Annotated in this window: 14 protein-coding genes and 9 pseudogenes; 12 read left to right on the top strand and 11 right to left on the bottom strand. The window is 56.3% G+C overall.

All coding sequences use genetic code 11. The features are described 5' to 3' along the window. Positions 1-113 precede the first annotated feature (113 nt). Together RTCIAT899_RS21200 and RTCIAT899_RS21195 are read right to left on the bottom strand one after the other, a co-directional pair. Positions 114-608 (bottom strand): hypothetical protein, encoded by a 495-nt coding sequence (locus RTCIAT899_RS21200; protein WP_015342013.1) that lies wholly within the window; start codon positions 606-608, stop codon positions 114-116. Positions 609-773: 165 nt separating this feature from the next. Beyond that, positions 774-1,820, bottom strand: a complete 1,047-nt coding sequence (locus tag RTCIAT899_RS21195) for a C45 family autoproteolytic acyltransferase/hydrolase (RefSeq protein WP_004128849.1) — start codon at positions 1,818-1,820, stop codon at positions 774-776. 613 nt (positions 1,821-2,433) lie between these two features. On the opposite strand from RTCIAT899_RS21195, the gene RTCIAT899_RS21190 reads away from it, so the two are divergent. After that, positions 2,434-3,717: an ATP-grasp domain-containing protein gene (locus RTCIAT899_RS21190; RefSeq protein WP_004128847.1), complete on the top strand. Its 1,284-nt coding sequence runs from the start codon at positions 2,434-2,436 to the stop codon at positions 3,715-3,717. A 78-nt stretch (positions 3,718-3,795) separates the two neighbouring features. Continuing rightward, positions 3,796-4,641: a glutamate 5-kinase gene (gene proB, locus RTCIAT899_RS21185; RefSeq protein WP_004128845.1), complete on the top strand. Its 846-nt coding sequence runs from the start codon at positions 3,796-3,798 to the stop codon at positions 4,639-4,641. Between the two features lie 72 nt (positions 4,642-4,713). Here proB and RTCIAT899_RS33545 read toward each other — a convergent pair whose 3' ends face one another. Further along, positions 4,714-4,890, bottom strand: a complete 177-nt coding sequence (locus tag RTCIAT899_RS33545; protein WP_154660804.1) for a hypothetical protein — start codon at positions 4,888-4,890, stop codon at positions 4,714-4,716. Between the two features lie 215 nt (positions 4,891-5,105). On the opposite strand from RTCIAT899_RS33545, the gene RTCIAT899_RS21175 reads away from it, so the two are divergent. Beyond that, positions 5,106-6,248 (top strand): KamA family radical SAM protein, encoded by a 1,143-nt coding sequence (locus tag RTCIAT899_RS21175; protein ID WP_004128843.1) that lies wholly within the window; start codon positions 5,106-5,108, stop codon positions 6,246-6,248. Between the two features lie 187 nt (positions 6,249-6,435). Here the strand turns inward: RTCIAT899_RS21175 and RTCIAT899_RS32370 are convergent. Next, positions 6,436-6,885 (bottom strand): annotated as a pseudogene (locus RTCIAT899_RS32370) (transposase); the annotation flags it as partial. Between the two features lie 56 nt (positions 6,886-6,941). After that, a pseudogene (gene tnpC / locus RTCIAT899_RS21170) lies at positions 6,942-8,084 on the bottom strand (IS66 family transposase); the annotation flags it as partial. Positions 8,085-8,219: 135 nt separating this feature from the next. Here tnpC and RTCIAT899_RS21165 point away from each other — a divergent pair. Beyond that, on the top strand, positions 8,220-9,251 hold the full coding sequence (locus RTCIAT899_RS21165; protein WP_015342012.1) for an IS110 family RNA-guided transposase: 1,032 nt from the start codon (positions 8,220-8,222) through the stop codon (positions 9,249-9,251). Between the two features lie 337 nt (positions 9,252-9,588). Here RTCIAT899_RS21165 and RTCIAT899_RS21160 read toward each other — a convergent pair. The 4 genes and pseudogenes from RTCIAT899_RS21160 to RTCIAT899_RS32365 all read right to left on the bottom strand — a co-directional run. Then, a pseudogene (locus RTCIAT899_RS21160) lies at positions 9,589-10,038 on the bottom strand (IS66 family transposase); the annotation flags it as partial. A gap of 54 nt (positions 10,039-10,092) precedes the next feature. After that, complete coding sequence (tnpB, locus tag RTCIAT899_RS21155) at positions 10,093-10,446, bottom strand: IS66 family insertion sequence element accessory protein TnpB (RefSeq protein WP_004121998.1); 354 nt, start codon at positions 10,444-10,446, stop codon at positions 10,093-10,095. Next, the gene (tnpA, locus tag RTCIAT899_RS21150; RefSeq protein WP_004121997.1) at positions 10,427-10,882 is read right to left on the bottom strand and encodes an IS66-like element accessory protein TnpA; all 456 of its coding nucleotides are present in this window, start codon (positions 10,880-10,882) and stop codon (positions 10,427-10,429) included. The genes tnpB (RTCIAT899_RS21155) and tnpA (RTCIAT899_RS21150) overlap by 20 nt, the downstream gene beginning before the upstream one ends. 91 nt (positions 10,883-10,973) lie before the next feature. Continuing rightward, positions 10,974-11,599, bottom strand: a pseudogene (locus tag RTCIAT899_RS32365) (transposase family protein); the annotation flags it as partial. Positions 11,600-11,918: 319 nt separating this feature from the next. Here RTCIAT899_RS32365 and RTCIAT899_RS21140 point away from each other — a divergent pair. Beyond that, positions 11,919-13,166, top strand: coding sequence for an ATP-grasp domain-containing protein (locus RTCIAT899_RS21140; protein ID WP_004126188.1), 1,248 nt, complete (start codon positions 11,919-11,921; stop codon positions 13,164-13,166). Between the two features lie 266 nt (positions 13,167-13,432). Here the strand turns inward: RTCIAT899_RS21140 and RTCIAT899_RS32360 are convergent. Next, positions 13,433-13,659 (bottom strand): annotated as a pseudogene (locus RTCIAT899_RS32360) (transposase domain-containing protein); the annotation flags it as partial. A gap of 106 nt (positions 13,660-13,765) precedes the next feature. On the opposite strand from RTCIAT899_RS32360, the gene tnpA (RTCIAT899_RS21135) reads away from it, so the two are divergent. The 6 genes and pseudogenes from tnpA (RTCIAT899_RS21135) to RTCIAT899_RS34515 all read left to right on the top strand — a co-directional run. Beyond that, on the top strand, positions 13,766-14,143 hold the full coding sequence (gene tnpA, locus RTCIAT899_RS21135) for an IS66-like element accessory protein TnpA (protein ID WP_004126183.1): 378 nt from the start codon (positions 13,766-13,768) through the stop codon (positions 14,141-14,143). After that, positions 14,140-14,487: an IS66 family insertion sequence element accessory protein TnpB gene (gene tnpB, locus RTCIAT899_RS21130; protein ID WP_004126182.1), complete on the top strand. Its 348-nt coding sequence runs from the start codon at positions 14,140-14,142 to the stop codon at positions 14,485-14,487. The genes tnpA (RTCIAT899_RS21135) and tnpB (RTCIAT899_RS21130) overlap by 4 nt, the downstream gene beginning before the upstream one ends. A 44-nt stretch (positions 14,488-14,531) precedes the next feature. Further along, positions 14,532-14,780, top strand: a pseudogene (locus RTCIAT899_RS21125) (IS66 family transposase); the annotation flags it as partial. Between the two features lie 642 nt (positions 14,781-15,422). Continuing rightward, positions 15,423-15,881 carry a reverse transcriptase N-terminal domain-containing protein gene (locus RTCIAT899_RS21120; RefSeq protein ID WP_051043303.1) on the top strand — a complete coding sequence of 153 codons (459 nt, stop codon included), beginning with the start codon at positions 15,423-15,425 and terminating at the stop codon, positions 15,879-15,881. 129 nt (positions 15,882-16,010) lie between these two features. Then, positions 16,011-16,844: an IS5-like element ISRtr4 family transposase gene (locus RTCIAT899_RS21115; RefSeq protein WP_004126178.1), complete on the top strand. Its 834-nt coding sequence runs from the start codon at positions 16,011-16,013 to the stop codon at positions 16,842-16,844. A 66-nt stretch (positions 16,845-16,910) separates the two neighbouring features. After that, positions 16,911-17,375, top strand: a pseudogene (locus RTCIAT899_RS34515) (IS66 family transposase zinc-finger binding domain-containing protein); the annotation flags it as partial. A 15-nt stretch (positions 17,376-17,390) separates the two neighbouring features. On the opposite strand, the pseudogene RTCIAT899_RS32345 reads toward RTCIAT899_RS34515, so the two are convergent. Continuing rightward, positions 17,391-17,700: pseudogene (locus RTCIAT899_RS32345) on the bottom strand (transposase); the annotation flags it as partial. A 137-nt stretch (positions 17,701-17,837) separates the two neighbouring features. On the opposite strand from RTCIAT899_RS32345, the pseudogene RTCIAT899_RS34205 reads away from it, so the two are divergent. Then, positions 17,838-18,083: pseudogene (locus RTCIAT899_RS34205) on the top strand (hypothetical protein). The last annotated feature ends 511 nt before the right edge of the window (positions 18,084-18,594 follow it).

Below are 18,594 nucleotides of genomic sequence, written 5' to 3'. Positions count from 1 at the left end.
GAACTACCTACAAAAGTCCGCGCCGATACAGAATGCGGACCCAAACCGACCGGCCGTCAATGTAGATCATGCTGAGCGTCTGGCATACATCGACGCGTTTCGAGCCGTGCATTTCAGTTAGCAAGGAAAGAAGGCGCGAGAGCCTGCGCGTATAGGCCTGCGAGATCGCACATCTCGAGGGTATAATGTTCGGCAGCATCCAAGAGGTTGATCCAACCAATGACCTCGTTCCGCCAAACGACTGCGGTATTCAATACACCCACGAGGCCCATTTTGATCAATGTTTCGTGGTCGGCAAAGTAGCGCTTCATGTCTTCGCAATCTTTGCCCAGAAAGTGCCGACCAGCGCCGACACGCCTACTCCACTCGTCATCGGCGAGGGGCTTCGTTCCTCCGAGGGGACTGTAATTGAGGTCGGTCGAGTAGATCCGCCGCATAACGCCTGCGGCTCTATCAACCTTGAGGAGGGTAAAGAGCTTGTGGCCAAATTCCTCCTGGAAAGCGTTGTCTGCCAATGCCATTAAGGCTTCGGAATCCGACAGGCGGCCGGCGCGCTCGTGAAATACGACGAGCCGTTGATACTGATCGTCTCTGAGATGATAGCCCATATCTTTCCTTGCAACTTCGCAATGGGGTTTGTGGGATTTTTCACCTGGCCGGGCCTTGAACAGACCGGCTGCAGTTTTTTTGACGTGGCTGATCGCTGCCCAGACGCACCCGTGGGTTCGGTCCCCGGACGACGACGTCGCACCGCTCGGCGACTTGAGGCCGCATTAGACGACGCGCATTGTTCCGCTTAGTGCAGCTCGCTCGTCACGAGCCGCATGTATCCGCCACTCGATGCGGTCTGGAAAAAGCTCGAAAACACTCGTCGCGAGGGTCCGGGAGTCTTTCCAATCCTTGAAGATTAGAGTGGTCTCGTCAAACAGCACCGCTTCTGCTCCACCCGCCAACGCGCCTTCGCCGATCATTCGATCCGCCGCTGCTTGTCGGTCACGGGAGGAAGCGCCGATGGTCTGCTTCACCCCACTGAACTCGCTGGAGAGCAGATGGTTGGCATGCGCTCGCGGTTCAGCAACCTCTACCACGACGCAGCCTGAGGCCGGCGCTTCGACAGAGAGTACCTTGCGGGTCTTCGCATCGCCAAGAGTGTGATGGAATCCACACGAGCGGTCATTGCGCTTCAAAATGCCGACCGCTTCGTCCAAACTTTTAGCATCAAGAATGGCGCGGCAAAGAACCTGTCGGGGCACGCCAGGTTTTTGGTCGTTCGGGGTGATCGCGTTGATCGTCTGGACCAGGCCGGTCTCGTTCAGGCGGAAGGTACCGCCCGGCAGCATGCCCGCGGTCATAAAGCTGCTCCACGCCGGCCCCACATCGGGCTCAATCTCCACCCAGAAATTGGCACCCAGCGATTCGGGCTCGCCGTCCTCATTGTGGGCGATAACCGCCGGCCCATTGCATTCAGCTGGTATTAGGACAGTCGTGCAGCCCATTCCGGCAACAGCTTTTGCCGCGGAGGCGGCGTCTGGAATCTGCAGATCAGTCTGGCAATTCAATAGGAAGATGGTCTCGAAATCCTTGCCGGCACCTTCTGCGATACCCTCGATTTCGCGCACGTAGCGGGGATATGCCGCGCGGGCTGCAGCTTCCAAATTCTTCAAATATTCCGATCCGCGCCATCGAGCATCTAGAGCGCGAAATTGCTCCGTGCCAAGCCGATACTCGAGGAAGCTTGTGGCATTGGCCTTCCCGAGCGCACAACCAATCGAGAAGGCGTCGCCCTTGGCGTGCACACTGGTTATGAGGTTTTTTGTCATTGAGTTCTCTGCTTTCCGCTTACTGTCGGTATGTTTCGGAGAGACTGCTGGCGCTGCCGTCAGAAGTGGGAGAGCGTTTGGTTTTCAGGTCGTGGCTCCCCTTCCGCTGCCAGGCCGCTCAGCCAAATTCATTGCGGCGCGTCGAGGCTAAGTATCCTGCATAAATCATTTGATACAAATTAATGCTTTATGAGTCAATTGCTTCATTCTCCGACTGAAAAGCTGTGTCGGCCCCCGGCTCTACGGCGCTCTTGCTAGATCGCTGATGCAATACCCCGGCCAGCCAAGGCAACGAGAGGATCCCTGAAGCAATTACGATCACTCAAGGGTGCAAAGGTCTGAGCGGTCGTTATTGTGACGGTAGTACACGAGTATTCTTCGGACCGCGTGATTACCGATATCGCCAGTAGGCTGGGTGATGCTCCATTCCACCGTGCGCCGATCAAAACATCGCACACCTAGATCCGTCAAACAAAAAATTTACAAGATCTTTACGTCCGCAATTCGCTGAGGATGGTACGTTCACTGCAGATCTGTGGCCGGGCGTAGCTAGCAAGGTTGATGCGGATACGCTCGGACCGCCGCAAATCCCGCAACGGAGGGTCAGCAGTCAATGGCAAGAAGAGCGCTCATCCTGCTTGAAGGCAACGGACATGGTACTGGTGAGCAATATGTCCAAGCTGCCAAGAGTTTTGGCCTTCATCCAATTACCCTATCGACCGATCCAGCTCAGTACCCCTATCTCGCAGCGGGAGGTGTTGAAGCAATCCAAGTCGATACAGACAATCTCCATGCGCTGATCAACGAATGCTCTCGGCTGGGTAAGACCTACGAAATTGTTGGCATTACAAGCGCCGAGGAGAAGGTCTACGCGACCGCCGGAAAGCTCTGCCAGCAATTCGATTTACCGGGACCAAACCCCGCTTCGGTCGAACAATGTTGCGACAAATTCATTCAACGTCGCCTGCTCGCTGATGGAGGCGTTCCGATACCTGCTTATCGCCTGGCCACTAACGCGGCGGAGGTTGAAAGCTGTGCCGCGGAAATCGGCCTGCCAGTGGTGGTCAAGCCTGCGATCGGGGGTATCGGCGGCATCGGTGTTCGACTGTGCCGAAACGTCGCCGAGTTGGCCGAACATACGGCCCATCTTTTAGGTGGGAAGCATACATGGCGGTCTTCACCGAAGATCCTGGTCGAAGAATTCGCACAGGGCCCGTTCTATGAAGCCGACACGATGGGAAATGAGGTCATTGGGATTAGCGCCGCCGATTTCGATCATCCACCACATTTTCTCTTTCGTGAGAGCATCTTTCCGGCCCTGCTGACTAACGACGAGCACGAGCGAATCTCCGACGTGGCGCTGCGCTGTTTGGGAGCTCTGGGACTTGGGTGGGGGCCAACCAACATTGAATTGCGGTGGACGACGCGTGGCCCAGTTGTAATAGAAGTCAATCCGCGTATTGCGGGCGGAACCTATCCTCGGCGGGCTCATCTTGCTTATGGTGTCGATCTCGTAACCGAGCACATTAAGCTTGCCACCGGCGTGGAATGTGACTTACGCACCACGTATCTCCAGACTGCAGCCGTGCGATTCCTACTCCCTGATCGCGATGGCACCCTCAGTTGGATCGACGGCGACAGTCGGGCGGCTGCCGTGTCGGGCGTTGTAGAGGTCAAATTTTATGTTAAGCCTAAGACGCAGATAGTCAGGAAAGGTGACTACCGGGACCGCATAGGACATGTGATCGCCGCTTCATCCAGCTTTGCACAGACCAAGGCCATACTTCAGCATGCGGTCGGTCTAATCGATTGGTCGATCACGCCATTCTCTACCTCTGGCGAAGAAGAACACGCCGTGCCGTTAAACTCCTCCAGCAGCCTCAAAGGCTCTAGGTAAAGGGCAATTCGCAATGAATATTGAGTTGCCCAGTGTAGATTGCAGAGACGTGCGTTCCTTTTAGCGAGGCAACACTTGATGACCACGGCGCAATTAATTTCCGCTCACCGAATAATCGTGAAGATTGGCTCCGCACTAATTGCCGACGGAGAAACCGGAGACATTCGCGGTTCTTGGCTTGAAACGATGATAGAAGATGTGGTCCGATTTTTCTCACGTGGGCAGCAGGTGATCATCGTGACCTCCGGTGCTGTCGCGGTTGGGTCACGTCACTTCAATGAGTTTGACGTTCCTCTGAGAAGTGAAGAGCGACAAGCGGCTGCAGCCATCGGTCAAGTTCGACTCATGCTTGCCTTCGAACAGAGCTTAAAACGGTTTGGATTTGGACTCGGACAAATACTATTGATGGGCGAAGATCTACGCAACCCGCATCGCCGACTCAATGTTCTGTCAACTGTTCGACAAATCCTCAAAGTTGGCGCCGTTCCCGTTATCAATGAGAACGACACAACCGCAACTGCCGACACCCGTTTTGGCGACAATGATCGTTTGGCGGCCCAGCTCGCAGAGTTGGTGCAGGCTGACATAATTATTTTGCTTTCCAACATAGATGGCCTCTTCACGGAAGATCCACACGACAACCCGTCGGCCCGTTTGATCACAGAGGTGCGACGCATTACCCCCCAAATAGAGGCCATGGCCGGTCATTCCGTCTCTCGTCATAGTTCGGGTGGCATGCTGACGAAGTTGATGGCAGCAAGGATCGCCATGGATGCCGGGTGTTACATGATCATCGCGAAGGGAAACAAATCTTACCCGCTGTCGGCCATCGAGAACGGTGGCCCATCAACCTGGTTTATCCCGTTTGCAAGGGATAGGAGCGACCGCCACACTTGTGGCGACAACCTACCGCAGGCTCAATAATCGTCCTGCATTGCTGATTATTGGTAGCGCTCTTTTCAGTGCACGTTGTAAATCGTTTTGAAGAGCGGCGGCTTATGCTGGCTGGCTTTTGAAGTTGAAGGGCAGCAGATCCTCGATATTGGCATCGTCGGGGCGCCGCAGCAGCGGTGTCCAGCCAAGCCCCAGCCACGCGCGCCAAAAAATCAGCACGCCGCAAGACAAGCGCATGACAGCGGCGGCAACCACATCAGATGGTGCTTCGAAAAACAACGGCTCAATCATTCCTTACATTGGTCGTGTCAACTTGGGTCCATTTCTGTTCTGGCCCTGACACACTGAAGACCCTTGTATTCTGTGGACGCCTGCGTAACCTGACTTTGCGTCACTTTGACAGCAATCAGATCGTCGACGGCACATTGATTGCAGGTGCATAACGAAGAACCGTACGACAATTGCCTCTCGCCTTTTTTTATTAAGGGCTCTAGATGAAGACCACTCGAACTATCCAAGGTAAGACGACAAAATTAAAAGTGGCTCCGCTCATCAGTTCGGACCCGCTGTTGTCGTCCAAGATCATAAATTTCATTGAGGGGGCACGCGCAGTCACCCCCGCCGAGGTGGAAGCAAACAGCATCACGCGTTATCGTGTTACAAAATTCTATCGTGAACAGATCATCAACAGTGGTCATTATGATCAGCTTAAATTCATCGTCGAGCCCTCATTCGAAGAGTTCGACGGTCCCGGCACTCTGGATACCAGCGGAGAGCACGAAAACACGGTCGCGCCCGGGTTTCAGCACAAGTACGCGCAAACAGGATTGTTGCTTGCAACGGACCGCTGCGCTTCATACTGCCGTTATTGCTTCCGCAAACGCATTGTCGGCAAGGACTCAGATGAAATCGCAGCTGACCTTGGGCAGATTGCGCGATACATTGGAGGTCATCCTGAGATGACGAACGTCCTGATATCAGGAGGTGACCCGTTCGTGCTCAACACCGCCAGCCTCCATGAAATTCTTGATCATCTGCTGCCATTCCCACATCTGAATTCCATTCGTTTTGGCACAAAAATGCTCGCCTACGCGCCCCAAAGGTTTGAGGATCCTGCTCTAGTGGCCTTGTTCGAACGGATCCATGTAGCTGGAAAATCCGCAGTGATCGTTACGCATTTTGACCATATCGGCGAAATTTCGGCCGATGCGGAGCGAAGCATTCGGTCATTGCGGGCGCGTGGTACGCAGTTCCTAAACCAGTGCGTGCTTCTCGCGAAAGTCAACGATGACCCCGACATTTTGGCCGCGACCTTCGCCAAGTGTCACCATATGGGTGTCCGCCCATATTACCTATTTCAAGGCAGGCCGGTGAAAGGTGCATCGCATTTTCAGGTTCCACTGCGCCGCGGCCTGGAGATTTCGCATGGCATCAACCAACGCCTGAGCGGCATTCAAAAGACATTTAAATACATCATGTCGCATTACACTGGTAAGATCGAGATTCTCGACTTTGGAACTGATGGCCGCGTCTATATGCGATATCACCAAAACAAGGCTTCAGAAAAGATCGGAAAGATCTTTTCCCGGCCGAACCTCGAAGGCGCCTGCTGGTTGGACGATTTGCCCGAAGGATGAGATCTGAGGGCGCCAATGCAAACTACCAAATCATTCCCTGTGGAAGTACCGTGGACGGCGATGATGAACTCTCCCGCCGTGCGGCAGAACCAGTTTTTACGTTGAGATCTTCAGGAAGCATGCGCCGCTGGAGCAGAGACGCCAGGAGCATGACGGTGAGCAGGCATAAAAGGTCTCTGAATCACCTGAGCAGGCGCAAGAAGTTGTAGCCAACGGCAGCCAGAACGGCATCGACGGCATCTCCTTTTGTCCGGCGAGATAATTGCGATCCATCCGATGCTCGTTCTTGATGTGGCCGATGACGGGCTCGACGGCTGGCTCTCGTCGCATCTGTCGTTTGATGGCCGGCGTCACGCGGCGCTGTTGTGGCTTGTGAAGACCCGCAGCTTGTGACTCTCAGGTGAATTGTGGCCGCGATATCCGGCATCGGCCAGGTGCGGACAACTCGTTGCCGATCGTCTCCTCCATGTCGGGGATGATGGTCTCGAGGGTGCGCCCATAATAGGGGTTCCTGGCAGTGCCATGGCATGGAGGGCGAACTGGCCGCCTTTGGAGAGCGGTTCAGTATCGAGGCCACCGAGACTTGACGCCAAACTCGTAGGGCTTGTGCGCCTTGCCTTCGGATGCATTCGACTTCGTCGTAAGCGCTCATTTCCATGCGCGTTGACGCGGCCCGTTTGACCGGGGTCGCCGTCAGACGGCTGCCATTGGATCATGCAGCGGCGGTTTCAGCGTTTCAGCGAAGTTGAAGGGCAGCAGGTCGGTGATGTCGGCTTCGATGACACGCTGCGGTAATTCGGTAAGGACGTGACGCAGATAAGCCAAGGGTTCGATGCCGCAGGCGCGGCATGTCAGCATGAGGCTGTAGATGACGGCACTGGCCTTGGCTCCGTCCACGGTGTCGCTGAACAGCCAACTCTTTCTTCCCGTGGCAAAAATCCTGATGTCGCGCTCAAGCAAGTTGTTGTCGATCGGCATCCTGCCGTCTTCTGTATAGCGCGTCAGGTACTCCCATTGGTTCAGGGTGTAGGACACGGCATCGCCAAGCTTGGTATCGGGCAAGACCTTCGGCGCGATGTCGTCGAGCCATGCCTTGAGAGCGTTCAGGATGGGGACGCTGTGTTGCTGGCGGAAGCGGTGGATGCAGTGATCTCGCGTTTCGTCCTTATCCGGCTTCTCATTGCGCGCCTGGCTTTCAATCCGGTAGAGCTGCGCGAAGAACTTGAGCGCCTGCTCCGGCGGACCGCCGCCTTTCTTCCTTGCCTTGAGCGCGTCGACGAAGCGACGCCTGGAATGGGCCATACACCCAACATGGGTCGCGCCGTTCAATGTGCGCCAGGCGGTGTAGCCATCGCTCATCAAGATGCCGCGGTAGTCGCCGAGGAAGGCCTGCGGATAAATCTGGCCGCGGCCGGGTTGATAATCGAGCAGCACGATTGGCTCGCCGCTGTCTTCCCCGCTCCTGTATGCCCACATGAAGGATGTGCTGGTGGCTTCCTTGTCCTTTTCCTTCAAGACCTGGACCGTGGTCTCGTCACCATGGATGAGCGGCTGCGCCCTGAGCCGCAATTTCAGGGCGTCATAGATTCGGGAGAGATGCCTCTCGCTCGATCCGATCACCCAATGCCCGAGAGCGCCGCGGCTGACGGGAACACCGGCACGCTCGAAGGCCTGGGCCAGGCGGTAGAGCGGCGTGCCATCGACATATTTATGGACGAGCGCGAAGGCCAGTGTCGAGGCCGTGGCGATGCTGCCCGGCAAGGCCTGCGCGGGCATTGGCGCGAGAATGACAGGCGTGTTGATGCCGGTGCGGTCGCAATGGCGGCAGGCATACTTGAACATGGGGTAATCGCGGCGCGCGTCACCCGATGCTAGGCACGAAATGTCTACTGGCGGGGGTGGTTGCCCCCGATAAGATGGAAATACGGGCTCACGATTGGAACCGGGCCCAAACATCAAATGGAGGCAACCGTGGACCAATATATAGGGCTGGACGTTTCATTGAAAGAAACTGCAATCTCGATCCGACAGGAGGGGAAGCGGATCTGGCGGGGAAAGTGCCCATCCGACCCAAAACTTTTGTCGGAGATGATCCGCAGGCACGCCCCTCACGCCAAGCGCGTTGTATTCGAGACGGGTCCGTTATCTACGTGGTTCTATCATGCGCTCACGGCCGAAGGAGTGCCGGCGATCTGCATCGAAGCGCGGCACGCCCAAAGGATTTTGGATGAGACGCTCAACAAGACGGATGCCAATGACGCGGATGGCTTAGCTCATTTGGCCGAAGCCGGATTCTACAAGACGGTTCGGGTAAAGGCATTCGACAGCATGCTGACACGCACGCTGGTGACCGCTCGCAATCAGTTGCTCAGCATCTCGACCCAGCTCAGCAATCAAATTCGCGGTCTGATGAAGACTTTCGGTCTCATTGTCCCGAAAGGGAGGGGGCGAATATTTGACGGGAACGTGAGACAATTCCTGGATGGGAATGACGCCTTGGCTAAGATCATATTGCCTCTGCTCGACGCCTGGTGCGACATACGAAGACGCGCTGCCGGTCTTGATCACCAGTTGCTCGCGGCAGCACGGGGAAGTCAGGAGACCAAGCTTTTGATGACGATCCCAGGGGTCGGCGCCGTCACCGCCATCTCGTATGTCGCCGCAATCGAAGACCCAGACAACTTTAAAAAGTCGCGCTCCGTTGGCGCCTGGCTTGGATTGACAACGCGGCGTTATCAATCAGGAGAGGTCGATTATGACGGCCATATCTCGCGACGAGGCGACAACCGTCTGCGTGGGCTGCTTTACGAAGCGGCGATGGTGCTTCTTACAAGAACCAGTGCTAGGACCGAATGCAGTCTGAAGAATTGGGGGCTCAAGCTGCGTGACCGGCTTGGCTTCAAGCGCGCTGCGGTGGCGGTCGCCCGAAAGCTTGCCGTCATCATGCATAGTATGCTCAAAACAGGAGAAATGTTCAACGCATTGGCTGGCGCTCCCGTATAAAGCGAAAGTACCTGCCTTAAACCTCAACGCGTCAAATCTGATTTGAGGCGTACTCAGCGTCCGTGCCACGGACGTGGGTTGGATCATTCCGTATGTTGCGGCTGCAGCTCGTTGAGACTTGCGTTTTGAACAAAGGAAGGTCCACCCTGCGAAGACCCATTATGCGGCGATCCTATGTCGACCGCGAAGACAACCCTGCCCCTGGCACCGGATGGCTGTAAAGAAAAAAACGACGCTGAGGCCCGATCTATCGAATTGATACGCCGTTTTGCGTGCTGCAATACGGTGCGATACTGAATGGCCAAACCAACTTGACTAATGGATTGCGATTAGACAACCGCACATTCTGCAGGACCTTGGCCTTCACCTCGATATGGAGCTGCTCGGTGACCGCCTCACCCATGCGATGCATCTGGTGACGGCAGCAAGGGCAGGCCTTCTGATCGTGGGCAATGTCATATTCGACGCGCTCGCGCGGCAGGTGTTCCGGCAGGGGCTTGCGGCCACGCTTCTTGCCCTCCGGCCTTTCGGTCGATGGCAAGCCGGTGTCCGGCAGGTGGACGACCTCGCCATCTTCTCCGCTGGCGTCGTCATCGGCAACCTGCTCGGCTTCATCGAAGAGGCGGTCCACGTGCTTTTCGCTCTTCGGCGCAAAACGATGCAGCCGCGCCAGCACCAACTCTTCCTCGAGCTTGACCACGCGTTCCGTGAGCTGACGGTTTTCCGCCTGCAGCGCCGCAATGCGCGCCATCAACTCCTCAACAGTGGGTTCGCCGGGTCGGATCATCAGATTCTTGAATCTGAACCGTTTCGCCCCGTCAACCGCAGACGTTGCGAACTGTCAGCCGGCGATCTGGTATTGCCGAACCGGATGGCGGACCATCGCGTCGATATCAATGCCGTCGAGAATCCAGTGTAATTGCTCGGTCGTCAGCGTTACCACCATCATCTCCCGACGTGGCCACCGGAACCGGTCTTCCGACAATCGCTTCAGCACCATCACAAAACCGGACCGATCGAAGAACAGGAGCTTCATCCGGTCACGGCGGCGATTGCAAAAGGCAAAGACCGCAGGCGCAAACGGGTCCAGCGCCATAGTCTCCTGCACCAGGACCGCAAGGCTGTTGATGCCGGCGCGGAAGTCGATCGGTTCGCGATGCAGGTAGACCTTGAGATCAGCGCCCAGTCTGAACATGACCCAAAGCTCCGATGATTGTCCTCAAAGCATCAGCATCACCGGATTCCAGCGTCAGCTTCACGCCGTTTGGTAGCAACGCGCTTATTTTGGAAGAACCTGACAGATTGGCCTTCCCCAGTGACGCCGGTTGGTCTTCCCTAAACGCGACCGGCATCTCCAACGAGGAGGTCCCGACAGGCAGGCTGCAGTCTGCCGCGACGACCGGGATAAACCGCGAGCTTGCAGATCCCGCCGAGAAGCGAGCCTCCCTGGCATCCTTGACCCATTTGCGCAGTAGGTTGGCATTGATCCCATGCGTAAGCGCAAGGCCGGATATCGACACACCAGGCTCAAGGCAGGCCGCAACAAGCCGCTCCTTTGATCCCGGATCATAGCGGCGTCGCCCATCACGTCCCACCAACCGCACTCGCAGTTTCTGCTCTTCGTCACTCATATTTGGTGTCCACCTATTTTAAGTGGACACTTCATGCGGCAGAGAATTCAACGCGAAAAGGCGCAACGAAATGAGCGCTTACACTTCGTCGGCGTGAGATGTCGCGGATCGTTCGCCCGAGATAGGTCCTTAGCTTGGGCAGCGCCGTCCCAGCCCGCTTGAACTGTTTGGCATGGGGATACCGCTGGTGCTGGATCAGGGCGAATTTTCCCAGCCGTCTGGCGCAGATCGAGCGCCACCCTGCGAGCCAGCCACACGAGCCGCTCCGTGCCCGGTCAATGAGCTTGGCGGCGGTCGGAAACATCATGTTCTTGGACTATTGTATCGACGATCGCCTGCCGCGTGTCCGACGACTTCATCGCACCGGTCTTGACGCCACCAAGAGGCTCTCCTGCAGAAGCGCCTTTATCCGCTACTCGCCCATGCGTTGGCGCCAGCCATGCGACAAACTGCATTTGCGCTGCCATCAGCGACGAACGATCGAAACGGCAATGTGTGTTGGAAGAATGTCCCGCCGCAGAAATACTGGAGAGGCTGTCGAGGTAGTGGCGGCATACCGGCTCCATCGGAATAAATCTCACCATATCGTTCTTCTAGAACGGCCAATCGATTGTCTGCGCCAACCAGATAAGGTCGTGCTTCAGATCAATGATCTGATCAAGACGAGACCGGAACGGATCCTGCTCCCGTCTCGCGCCGTTCACTAGGTCTCGACATTTGTTGGCTCCCATTGTTCCTGAGGCAATGCGACAGCTTTCTTGCGACACCGATTAATGGGACACGTACGATGTACCGGAAACATCAACTACTTCCGGATAATTCACGGCCGACTACCTTGGCCTCGTTTGACGAACTTGACAGATTCAACTTCAAATAGACGCTGCATAGGCCCTTCAAAAGTTTTACAGAATCTTTGCACAAGCAACCCGCCGACAATGATACGCTCACATAAACTGAAGAAACGCGTTGAGTGAGAGAGGGACTTTGCAATTTGCCCTCAGATCATCCAGAGCGTCAACGTCGGAGCTCCGCGTAAATGGCAAGAAGAGCGCTCATCCTAGTTGAAGGTAGTAGAGGTAATGGTCCTCTGTATATTCAAGCTGCCCAGCGCCTTGGCATTCAACCAATTACTCTATCGGTTGACCCAGCTCAGTACGACTATATTTCGGCAAAAAGGGTACAAGCGATCCGTGTCGATACAGGCGATCTCGATGCAATGATTCATGAGTGTACCCAGCTACGTGCGACTTATGACATCGCGGGCATCACTGGGTTCGCGGGCCGAGATGAATCGGTCTATGTGACAGTCGGGAGGCTCTGCCGCCATTTCGATCTACCCGGACCAGACCCAGCATCGATTGAACAGTGCTACGACAAATTCGTTCAACGTCAACTCCTCGCACGGGCGGGCGTTCCAATACCTGCCTACCGCTTGGCAACGGATGCAACGGACGTTGAAAGCTCTGCAGAGGAGATTGGTCTGCCGGTGATACTTAAGCCAGTCACTGGCAGCGGCAGCAGCGGGGTCCGATTATGCCGCAACATCACGGAGGTGGCTGAACACACGACTTATCTGCTGGGCGGTAAGCACATCTGGCGATCTTCGCCAGGGATACTAATCGAAGAGTTCGCTCAAGGACCATACTATAGTGTCGACACAATGGGGAATGAGGTCGTTGCAATTGGCACCGCCAAATTTGGCAGCCCACCGCATTTCGTCGTTCGTGAGAGCATCTTTCCGGCGCCCCTAACTGATGGTCAATGTAAGTGCATCGCCGATGTTTCACTAAGCTGCTTACGAGCTCTCGGTCTTGGTTGGGGGCCAGCGAACATTGAATTGCGGTGGACGAAGCGAGGTCCAGTCGCTATTGAAGTCAATCCGCGTCTTCCGGGTTGGACCACTCCTCGGCTGATTCAGCTGGCTTATGGTGTCGATCTTATCAATCAGCACATCAAGCTTGTCATAGGCGAGAAATGGGATTTGAGCCGAAGACGTTCGCAGACGGCGGCCGCACGATTCCTAGTTCCTGATACCGATGGCATCCTCGATTGGATCAATGGCGATAGGCAGGCAGCCGCTGAGCCCGGTGTCGCCGAGATTGAACTGTACCTTAAACCGAAGACGCCGTTCGTCAGGAAAAGCGATGACCGAGACTCGATTGGACACGTCATTGCCACCTCACCCAGTCGCAGTCAGACCGAGATCATACTTGAGCGTGCCGTTAACCTAATCAGTTGGTCGATTACACCTTTTCCGAACATTGGCGAACAGGAACAATTGTAAGCATCTGCTCGAGCAGCTTTTGAGATGCAGTACGCATTCGGCGAGGACCGCATTAATTTCGTATTTGCTCGTCAAAAGCTCTCGCAAGGGATATCGACGATGCGGTGCTGGCGCTGTCGTGGCTTGTGAAGACCCGCAGCTTGTGACTCTCAGGTGCATTGTGGCTCCGCCGTGTGCGGCGTCTACGCCCCATTGATTTTTCAGTTTCAGCGACTCAATAGTGTTCCCTAAGGCCGGATATGAGCTCAGGATAGTATCTGACGAGCTCATTGTGAGGTCTTGATGCGAGCGGCATAAGCCCATGGCATCAGAGCGTCGATATCTTTGGCAAGAGGCCATTGGCGAGACGGGTGAAGAGATCCCACAGATAAGCGTAGGGCTCCACGCCATTCATTTTGCATGTGCCAATCAGGCTGGCGAACTGGGCCCAGTTGCGTCCGCCTTCATCATGGCCTGCAAAGAGCGCATTGCGGCGGTTCATGGCAATGCCCCGTTCATTCGTATGCCCACGCCGAGGACCGCCTTGCTTTGTCACGGTGATAGCGATGTTTTGCTGAGGTGAGCGGTATCGCCACGTTGCTAACAACGAGGATAACGACGTGTCTATCCATCAGCTTGAGATTTTGGCGGGCAGTATGCGGCGCCGGAAGTTCACACGAACTTCCAAGGAATCGATCGTTTCGGAGACGCTGACTGGCGAGATGACGGTGACGGAGGTTGCGCGACGTCACGACGTTGATCGGTCACTGGTTTATCGGTGGCGTCGTGAGCTTGGTGTTGCAGAGAGAGCGGAAGAGCCGCGCGCCTTCGTTCCGGTGAAGGTACAACAGGCGCCGGACTCGGCAATGGGAATGCCGGCTGCGACGGCGTCTTCTGCGATCGAAATCCATGTTGGCCGGGGCCGGTCGGTGCGGGTCACTCGTGACTTTGATGCCTCGACGTTGTCGCGCGTGCTTGATGTGCTGGAGGGACGATGATCCCGATCAGTTCGAACGTCAGAGTGTGGATTGCCAGCGGTCACTGCGATATGCGCAAGGGTATGCAGGGGTTGGCTCTCATCGTGCAAGAGGGGCTTAGCCGCAATCCGTTCCAGGGCGACGTTTTTGTTTTCCGCGGGAGAAATGGTCGATTGATCAAGGCCCTATGGCATGACGGTGTCGGACTATCGCTTTATGCCAAAAAGTTAGACCGCGGGCGGTTCGTCTGGCCGTCTGCGGAAGGCGGCGCGATAGCGATATCGCCTGCGCAGCTTTCTTATTTGTTGTCCGGAATTGATTGGCGCCATCCGCAGGAAACCTCTCGTCCGACGAAGGTCGGATAGCATTATTATATTGAAAATGTTGAGTGAATCTGATCAGATGGCTCATGGTATCGAAGCCCTCCGATCTTCCTGCGGACCTTACAAGCGCCTATCGGGCGCTGCTTTCCGAGCGTGCGATCCTTCAGGCCGAACGCGATGTCGTTGCCGCCGAGCGGGACATCGCGGTGGCCCAAGCTGCCAATGCACAGGCCATGCTGTCGGACAGCGAGGCGCTGATCGTCAGTCTGGAACTGGCGATCGAAAAGCTCCGGCGCGAACTGCGCGGTCAGAGGTCCGAGCGCACGGCGCGTCTGAATTACAGCTCGAAGAGCTCGGTGCGACGTGAAGTCGCTTGAATAATTGTTCGAAAGGGAAAGGAGAAAAACCACGCAGAGAACCTGACGTTCCGTCGTCTGTAGCCTACCGGCACATGCGGGATTGGCAACAATCCGGTGTGAAGCTGCCGGGACAATGTAGCCGGGCCCTCGGGCCGTGCGGAAGCCGTGAGGTGGAGGCATCATCTGCGAGCATCGACGCGGATCGGGCGCTAGGCTGGGCGGTATGACCAACTCAAGTGAACTGCTGTACTCGTCGTCATCGAGAACAAGCCAAAGATGCTGACAGGCTTGAACCAAAAGGTGCACGGTCGGATGCTTCCCGCTAGTTTGGAAGCACACGGACAACATGACCGCCGGCGAAAAGGCAGGGTCTAACCCGCTCCTGTTATTCAAGTGAAACACGGTAAGCCCGTATCCCCGCCCGGCAACGGGCAGGCCGACCGCAAGGAACGCTGTCGGAGGTGCGGGTAAAGGATGTTGGAGAAAGCGAAGGCCGTGCTGCAATGGCGCGGATAGGGGTTATGGGCAACCAACATCACCCCGCCCGAAAGGGAGCAGACTTCCGACTGGTCTCTCATCGCGAGAGAACAGGCAGAACCCTTACAGGAGGAAAAGCAAATGGCGGTCATGAAAATGACTGGTGCAGCCTCCCGCGGAACGGCGGACTGGAACCAGATTGACTGGAGCAAGGTTCGACAATCCGTGCGGCGGCTGCAAGTGCGTATCGCGAAAGCAGTTCGGGAACGCCGCTGGGGCAAGGTAAAAGCCTTACAACGGCTGCTGACCCACTCGTTCAGCGGCAAGGCATTGGCCGTGAAGCGAGTAACGGAAAATAGAGGAAAGAGAACACCCGGGGTGGACCGGACCATCTGGGACACACCCGGGAAATGCATCGGAGGATTATCGTCACTCAAACGGCGAGGGTACGGGCTGACGCCAATCCATTCGATCCGGCGTGGGATGGTTACTTCGCCCTACGGCGACACCAACCCTCGCCACGAGCGGATAAGCTCGATCCACGATCCCACTCCCTTTTATTATCACCGGAACCGGTGGCTCTCGTCGCTGAGGGCTTAGCAGAGGCTTGAGCTGCATGCCGGGAAACTGGCACGTGCAGTTCTAAGCTCAGAGGCTGCCTCAAAAAGAGGTGGGTGATTTCAACAGGTTATGATTCCTTCGGATTTGCGAGATTCGATGGAGAACACGATGGCCTGGACCAAAATCACCCGTCGGCAATATGCCCGGCGAACGGCACGCTACGTAAGCGATATGACGGATCGGGAATGGGGTCTGGTTCAGCCTTTCCTGCCAATGCCGCGCCGCTTGGGCCGCCCGCGGACCACGGATTTGCGAGAGGTGGTGAATGCCCTGCTTTACATCGCCACAACTGGTTGCCAATGGCGGATGCTGCCGAAGGATTTTCCACCCTGCTCGACCGTCCAGCGCTATTTCTATGAATGGAGAGCGTTGGGACTTTGGCCACGCATCAACCATCGTCTCGTGATGGAAACGCGCGAGTTGGAGGGCAAGGAGGCAAGCCCGACGGCCGGTGTGATCGATAGCCAGAGCGTCAAAACCACCGAAAGCGGCGGCATCCGGGGCTATGACGCGGGCAAGAAGACCAAAGGCCGCAAGCGCCATATCATCGTCGATACGCTCGGCCTGATGGTCGCTCTCATGGTGCACAGCGCCGACATCCAGGATCGCGACGGTGCTCCCGATCTCCCGAAATCCATCCGCCACAGGTGGCCATGGTTACTGCATGTCTTCGCCGATGGTGGCTATGCGGGCGATAAGTTGAAGCGGCGACTGAAAAAGATCGGGCGCTGGACGATCGAGATCATCAAGCGCTCAGACAAGGCGAAAGGCTTCGAGGTTCTGCCGCGTCGATGGGTGGTCGAACGGACCTTCGCCTGGCTTGGCAGATGCCGCAGATTGGCCAAAGACGTCGAACGCTCCATCGCATCAGCCGAAGCGTGGATCATGATCGCCCACATTCGTCTCATCACCAGACGGCTAGCAAGGTATGGATATCGTTGAACGCTTTTCGAATCCGACTCTAAGGGGGGTGCGGCCCGGAAACGGGCCGCGCCTACCCGACTGATGGCCGCGACGGAGGATGAAGTGGCGGCCCAGGCTGCTGCCGCCAGAACGTCGAGCGTGCGTTCGTTCACACGCAAACGGCCGGTGCGCAAACCCTGGCCAGAGGATGCCGAGCGCGAGCGCGTGGTGATCGATCCCCCGACCATCTGTGCTGCGGCGGCGGGCCGCGCCTGTCGAAGCTGGGCGAGGATGTCAACGAGACACTGGAGGAGATACCGCTGCCGCTTCAAAGTGATCGAGACGGTTCGGGAGAAATTTACCTGCCGCGATTGCGAGGCGATCAGCCAGGCGCCAGCACCGTTCCATGCCACGCCGCGCGGCTTCATCGGTCCGCATCTGCTGGCGACGATCGTCTTCGACAAATTTGGGATGCACAGTCCGCTGAACCGCCAGAGCACAAGGTTCAAATGTGAGGGCATAGACCTGTCGACCTCGACGTTGGCCGATCAGGTCGGATTTGGAGCGGCACCTCACGGATCACATTAAAGGAGCGTCCAAACGAGTGACAGGCTCAGGCGACTCCGCAGCGATTGGCAGAGGCACGAACGCTGGCTCGACACCATGCGCTCTGACGGCAGTGTTACGGCAGTATAAGAATGCAGTCGCGAGCCTGACGCCGCCAATCGGAAAGCTGGTTCGCTATTACGCCGTGACGACGCGCGACATCAACAACACGAACACCAGGCTCAAGGCTTTCCGCCACAATTCGAGCCTTCACATCATCCGGCGACCGCCGGTTACCGCGGCGCGGCTCAACAACCTCGTACCGACCAACAAATCCATCATCCATCATTCAGCTTCCATATGCGCCTGGAAACCTTCTCGCATTCGAACCTATGCTGCAAAAAGCAGCCGAACCGATGGGACACAGACGGGGCTTACGCTCCACCGAAGGTGGAGGTTTTATCTTGCTCACAAGAAGTCGTCGCCATGATCGGCGAGAACTTCGAATTAGTCGAGAGGTAACCGCCAACTCGGACAATATCGCCGAAGGCAAACTGGTTTATCTCCGTGGCGGCAGTGAAGATGGCAAAAGGCCTGACCGAAAATGGGATTGACGATCTTCAAGATCTCCTCGCCGACATACGGTCAGCCGAGCGTCCCGACGCCAGATGTTCAGCAAACCGCGATCGCCAAGTAAGTCGCCAACTGGTGCGAACCCAAAGCTGCTGGTGAGAAGGTCTTCCCCACGTCTCTACCTGCTTTGCAAAAGCCGCCCTGCCGTTGATGCGTTGGTTTCAGCACGCTCCATCCGGCTCAAAAGCAATGGAAACCAGCACCTATCTCGTGCGCATCGTTCCAGATCCCGACATTTGCGGTGATCGAGTTGTATGCCCGCGGTCGACAGTACGCATCCTAGGTGGTCTGCTCAGATGTATATACACCAACTACCAAGACTAATAGTTGAGCAGGTGGGCACATTCCGAATATCCTTCTATCCGGAAATTAACAGGAAAATGACAGGAATGAATGTACACCGTCTGCGGGAATAGTGATCCCATGCGGTTTACAAAGCTCAGAGAGTTCGGTGCAAACGACACCTTCCGCGACAAGTGCTCGTGAGTGTGTGAGCAAGCATACGGAAGTGGGACCCGAGTGGTTCGATAGTGCCGGGTCTACGTTTCGACCGCCGCCTGCATAAATACAAGGTCTACTTACCCGTCCAAGAGGTTAATACCGCATGCTG

Source organism: Rhizobium tropici CIAT 899 (genome assembly GCF_000330885.1).
Taxonomy (GTDB): domain Bacteria; phylum Pseudomonadota; class Alphaproteobacteria; order Rhizobiales; family Rhizobiaceae; genus Rhizobium; species Rhizobium tropici.
This window is presented reverse-complemented; position numbering and strand designations above follow the sequence as displayed.